The sequence below is a fragment of the Nocardiopsis sp. LOL_012 genome (genome assembly GCF_048060475.1).
Taxonomy (GTDB): Bacteria; Actinomycetota; Actinomycetes; order Streptosporangiales; family Streptosporangiaceae; genus Nocardiopsis.
The window spans coordinates 1-4,170 of sequence record NZ_JBHMIV010000070.1 but is presented as its reverse complement, the minus strand read 5'-3'; the positions used below and the strand labels follow the sequence as shown (position 1 = coordinate 4,170).

At 68.7% G+C, this 4,170-nt stretch carries 2 protein-coding genes and 1 pseudogene; 1 reads left to right on the top strand and 2 read right to left on the bottom strand.

The features are described 5' to 3' along the window. Window positions 1-286 precede the first annotated feature (286 nt). Window positions 287-1,891 carry a hypothetical protein gene (locus tag ACFHWE_RS23345; protein ID WP_416604023.1) on the bottom strand — a complete coding sequence of 535 codons (1,605 nt, stop codon included), beginning with the start codon at window positions 1,889-1,891 and terminating at the stop codon, window positions 287-289. A gap of 316 nt (window positions 1,892-2,207) precedes the next feature. Between ACFHWE_RS23345 and rmuC the strand changes: the two genes are divergently transcribed. Then, complete coding sequence (gene rmuC / locus ACFHWE_RS23340; protein WP_416604022.1) at window positions 2,208-3,734, top strand: DNA recombination protein RmuC; 1,527 nt, start codon at window positions 2,208-2,210, stop codon at window positions 3,732-3,734. A gap of 72 nt (window positions 3,735-3,806) precedes the next feature. On the opposite strand, the pseudogene ACFHWE_RS23335 reads toward rmuC, so the two are convergent. Beyond that, window positions 3,807-4,170, bottom strand: a pseudogene (locus ACFHWE_RS23335) (hypothetical protein); the annotation flags it as partial.

The window sequence follows — 4,170 nt, the reverse complement described above, 5'->3', positions numbered from 1 at the left end:
GTCGTTCTTGCATGAGCAACCCCTGTGACCTGCGGTGTTGCTACGACGGTATGACACCACCATCTGCTTGAGTGCCACCGCACTCTCCCCTGCGAGGATAAGGAGCAGGTCGATTTAACCCTATCCGGAATCGAATAACCGTCAGCCCATTCAGAGAAGGCGAATCCAGGCGAAAATCAGACCACAGGGGAACGAACTTTCCCATCTCGGGAAACAAGGGACTCCGAAATCCCAGCGCCCCCGGAACGGACCTCGCTTCGGAGGCCGGTTCGGAGGCCGGAAGGGTTCAGGAGAGCTTCAGACCGACGTGGTCGACGATCAGTCGCCCCCGCTCCGGGTCGAGGGCGAAGTAGATACGGCCCACCTGCGTGGGGGGAGCGTAGTCCCGGACCTTGACGTGCGGAACGCGCGACCAGGTGCGGTCCTCGTAGACGAAGTCGCGGAGTTTGGCGTCGCGCTCGATCGCCTGATCCTGCAAGGCCACCTTCAGATCGAACTCGTCCCTGATCCAGGTGTCCAGGTGCGGCATGGACCGCTCCGTGCCGTCGTACAGGGCGGTGGCCACGCGGGCGAGCTTGACCAGGCATTCGGTCATCTCTTCCGGAAAGGGGTACTTGCTCTTCTTCCACGTGCTCTTGGCGTGCGGGGTGAAGACGATCCTGCCGGAGGAGAGGTCCTGGAGTTGCAGGAAGAGCTCCTCAGCGCTGGCGGCGTCCCCGGTGACGAGGGCCGGCAGGTTCTCCCAGGCGTCCTCCGGCTCGACCGGCCGCTCCGGCGGCCCCTGCGTGGCGCGCAGCGCTTGGAGGAGCTGTTCCACGTGGTCCTCCAAGGCGGGCACCTTCTCGGCATCGTCCTTGTACCGGTCGGCCTTCTGCATCTGGGCCGTCGCGAACTCCTCCCACTCCTCGGCATCGGCGCGCACGGCGGCCAGTTCCTCCCTGAGGGCCTCCATCTGGGCCGACATGTCACCGGCGACCCTGGCCAGCTCCGACCGGGTGCGCGCCTTACTGCTCTGCCGGTTGATCTCGGCCTGCCGCGCCCTGCGAAAGGCGTGGTCGGTGCCGCGCGCGAGGACTGAGAGAGGCGCGAGCACACGCATGAGGCGTTCCCGCACCCGCTCCGGATCGCCCCCGTTGGTCTCCTCCTCGCCGAAGACCACCTGCTTCGCCTCGTGGTCGCTCCAGATCAGCCGTGCACCCGCGTAGGGGGGCGCGTATCCCGGCAGGCGCTCGTAGAGGCTCCGAGAGGCCCGGTAGTCGAGGGTGACCACGCGGACGAGGCCGACGAGTCTGGCCGCGGTCTGCTTCGCCGTTTCGAGTGCGGCGAGTGTCCGCGTGTGCAGCAGGAGCAGCGGAAGCCGGTCGGAGCGGCAGACGGCGTCGGCCAACTCCCGCACTTCCTGGTCGCTGCGCACCTGGATGTAGCGGCCGTCCTGGCGCTGTCCGGCGACGGTGATGTCGATACCGCCCTTGAGCATGAGCGAACGCACGATCCCCGGCTGGTACAGGGCCGGGGCCGGTGCGGGTGAGAGCCACGTCGCGGAGGTCTCACGCCCCATCGAGACACGGACGCCGACCGCGCCACCGATATCGCTCAAGGTGACGTGTGTGATGAAGGAGGATTCCGTTGCCTCGTCCTCGTCCCTGACCTCGACCCGCAGCGCCCGGCACCCCTCGGGTCCGACCATTTCCCAGGAGGCCCGGCGGGGGTCGCCGTTCACCTTGTTGTGGCGCAGTTCCCGGGCACCACTGACGCGGAGATCCGCCTCGGAGATCTCGCCGACCGCGTTGTAGGTCAGCCACTCGCTGACACAGGAGAGCGCCGCCGCGTACGGGAGCACGCCCTCTTCACGCGGGGCCACATCGAAGCCGACGACATAGAGAACCTGCACTGTTCCTCCTCGGACACGTACAGACAGGGGGTGAGCAGGGTGATGGGGGCTGGAAGACGGGGGACCACCGAAATCCTGACAGAATCCCCATACCCGATGGAACATTTCCAGGATTCCACGCAGGAGACGCAAGAAGAAAACCAGAGACTGATAACCCCCGTTATCGGTTATCCGAATGCATAAAGCACCGGTGCTCTTCTACGGTGTCGGTCATCGCGCTTGTCGGCCGCCGCGTTTCCCCCAGCGGCCGGGAAACGCGGGCCGTCCTCTCCGCGGACCGGCGAACGGACCGCGCACTTCCCTGGAGGAGATCACCGTGAACACACTGCTCAGCATCGCCCTGGCCCTGCTCGCGGGCGCGGCCGGCGCCGCGCTCGGCTTCCTGCTCGCCCGCCGCCGCGCCGCCGCCGAGGCCCGCGCCCTGCGGGAGGATCTGGGGCACCTGCGGACGGACGTAAAGGTCGCCGAGGCCCGGGGCGAACAGGCCCGTGCCCGGGCCGAGGACCTGAAGGAGGAACGCGACCGCGCGCTGCGGTCCCAGCACGAACAGGAGGCCGCGACGGCCGGGCTGCGTACCCGCCTGGAGGCCGCCGAGAGGGAGAGGAACGAACTGAAGGGGGCGGCCGGACAGCGCGAGAGGCTGCTCGAAGAGCACCGGACCGAACTCGCGACGCTGCGCACCGAGCGGTCGGAGCTGGAGAAGCGGCAGGCGGCGGTGGACGCCGCGCAGCGGGAGCTGGAGCAGGTCCGCGAGGAGCAGGCCCGACTCCAGTCGGAGCAGGTCAAGGCGACCGTGTCCGAGATGCTGACCACGTCCCAGGAGAAGCTGGCCGAGACCGCGAACAAGAGCCTGGGCGCGACCACCCGGGACGTCACCGACAAGCTCCGGGAGCTGGACGTCCACCTGCGCGAGTTCGAGGGCAGGCGCACCTCGACCGAGACCCGTCTGGACGAGCAGATCAAGAACCTGGCGGCGGAGAACGCCCGGAGCCGGACCCAGACCGAAGCGCTGGTGAAGGCGCTGCGCAAGCCGCAGGTGCGCGGCCAGTGGGGTGAACTCCACCTCAAGCGGGCGGTGGAGATGGCCAACATGCGCGAGCACGTCGACTTCGAACTCCAGGAGACCGTGGCCGATGACGACGGGCACACGCTGCGCCCGGACATGGTCGTCAAGCTCATCAACGGCCACAGGATCGTGGTGGACGCCAAGGTCTCCCTGGACGCCTTCATGGACGCCATGGAGACGGACGACGACGCCGAGCGCGACCGCTGCATGGAGAAGCACGCCGCCCAGGTCCGCAAGCACATGGACACGCTCGCCGCGAAGGAGTACTTCGTGAAGGTCGCGGGCAGCCCGGACTTCGTCCTCATGTTCCTGCCGAGTGAGGCACTGCTGCAAGCCGCGCTGGACCGGCGGCCCGACCTCTACGAGTACGGCATGCGGAAGAAGGTCGTTCTCGTCACCCCGAACACGCTGTTCCCCATGCTGCGCACCATCGCCATCGCCTGGGGCGAGAAGAAAGCCCAGGAGAACACCGAGAAGATCCAGAAACTGGGCCAAGAGCTCTACGAACGCCTCGCCACGATGAGCGGTCACCTCGCGAATCTCGGCAACCACATCGGAAGGACCGTGGAGTTCTACGACAAGACGATCGGTTCACTGGAGCGACGGGTTCTGAAGACCGCAGGTGGGTTCACTGAGCTCGGTATCCGCCCCGCTAAGGAGATCGCCGAACTGACGCCGGTGGAGCAGCGGCCCCGGACGCTGACCGCCGCCGAGCTGGTGCGGTCGGCGGAGACCGGGCCCGAGGCGGCCGCCGCCGGAGAGGCGGAGAGTGCGTAGCCCCGACGGGATGCGGTCGGCGCGGCCCTTCCCCCGGCCGGGGGAAGGGCCGCGCCCGTGTGCGGCGTGCCGTCAGGCCGCGGCGGGGAGCCGGGGGCGGGAGGAGACCGCCGCCCGTTCCCAGGGGCGGAGTGTGAGGGTGGAGGGCGGCCGGGTGCCGGGTAGCCCGGCCAGCGGAACCGGTGGCGCGACCGCCGGGGCGGTGGCCGGGGCCGGCTCTGGCGCGGGTTCGGTGCGCGGGGTGGTGGGCGGTGTGGCGTGCGGCCACAGCAGCAGGAGCAGGGCGTCGATGTCGGGTGCCTCCGCCAGCCCGGCGGGCGTGGCGGCCCAGAACGACTGGGTGGCCTCGCCCCACCAGATCACCAGGTGGCGGTAGCGGCGCTGGAGGTCGGCAGCGATCGCGTGCTCGCGTCGGTACTCGTCGCGGTGGCCGCCC